Annotated in this window: 2 tRNA genes and 1 rRNA gene; all 3 read left to right on the top strand. The window is 42.1% G+C overall.

The window, feature by feature from the left end:
* Positions 1-107, top strand: a 16S ribosomal RNA gene (locus tag PZE06_RS25850); the annotation flags it as partial.
* Between the two features lie 137 nt (positions 108-244).
* Positions 245-321, top strand: a tRNA-Ile gene (locus PZE06_RS25845).
* 12 nt (positions 322-333) lie between these two features.
* A tRNA-Ala gene (locus tag PZE06_RS25840) sits at positions 334-409 on the top strand.
* Positions 410-780: the final 371 nt, after the last annotated feature.

Below are 780 nucleotides of genomic sequence, written 5' to 3'. Positions count from 1 at the left end.
TCGGTGGGGTAACCTTTTGGAGCCAGCCGCCTAAGGTGGGACAGATGATTGGGGTGAAGTCGTAACAAGGTAGCCGTATCGGAAGGTGCGGCTGGATCACCTCCTTTCTAAGGAATATGAGGAAGCATTAGATGCTTCAACAGATAGAGGTTATTTTGAGCAATCAAAAACCTCGTTGACGATATGATTTGTTTAGTTTTGAGAGTGTAATCTCTCTAATTAAATACGATATTTCTCATTATATGGGCCTATAGCTCAGCTGGTTAGAGCGCACGCCTGATAAGCGTGAGGTCGATGGTTCGAGTCCATTTAGGCCCACCATCCTATTATAATGGGGCCTTAGCTCAGCTGGGAGAGCGCCTGCCTTGCACGCAGGAGGTCAGCGGTTCGATCCCGCTAGGCTCCACCAAGAATTTTTTACGTAACGAAGTGAAGTAAAAATATTCTTCCTTAATTTTTCGCAAAAGAAGTGAAAATGGGTTCTCCATTCTCTTTTTAAAAGCGAATTTTTTAAATTAAGTCATATGCAATCTTCAGATTGCAACATTGTACCTTGAAAACTAGATAATGAAAATGAAGAAGAACCAAGAAATTACCGAGTAATCGCCATTTTAGTTTTTCTCTCTATTGATTTATTTATAGAGTAAACCGCAAGGGTTTCAAGAAATCACACAAAGTTGTGTTGGTGTATTGAAAACCGAACAAGAGGGTTTCGAGAAGCAAGCAGATCAAGGAAGCGACCGAACGAGCACCGGAGCGTACATAATAGGTACGTGAGGA

Source organism: Robertmurraya sp. DFI.2.37, from assembly GCF_029211245.1.
Classification (GTDB): Bacteria; Bacillota; Bacilli; order Bacillales; family Cytobacillaceae; genus Robertmurraya; species Robertmurraya methanolica_A.
Note: the sequence above shows the minus strand (reverse complement) of the source record. Positions and strands in the feature narration are given on the sequence as shown.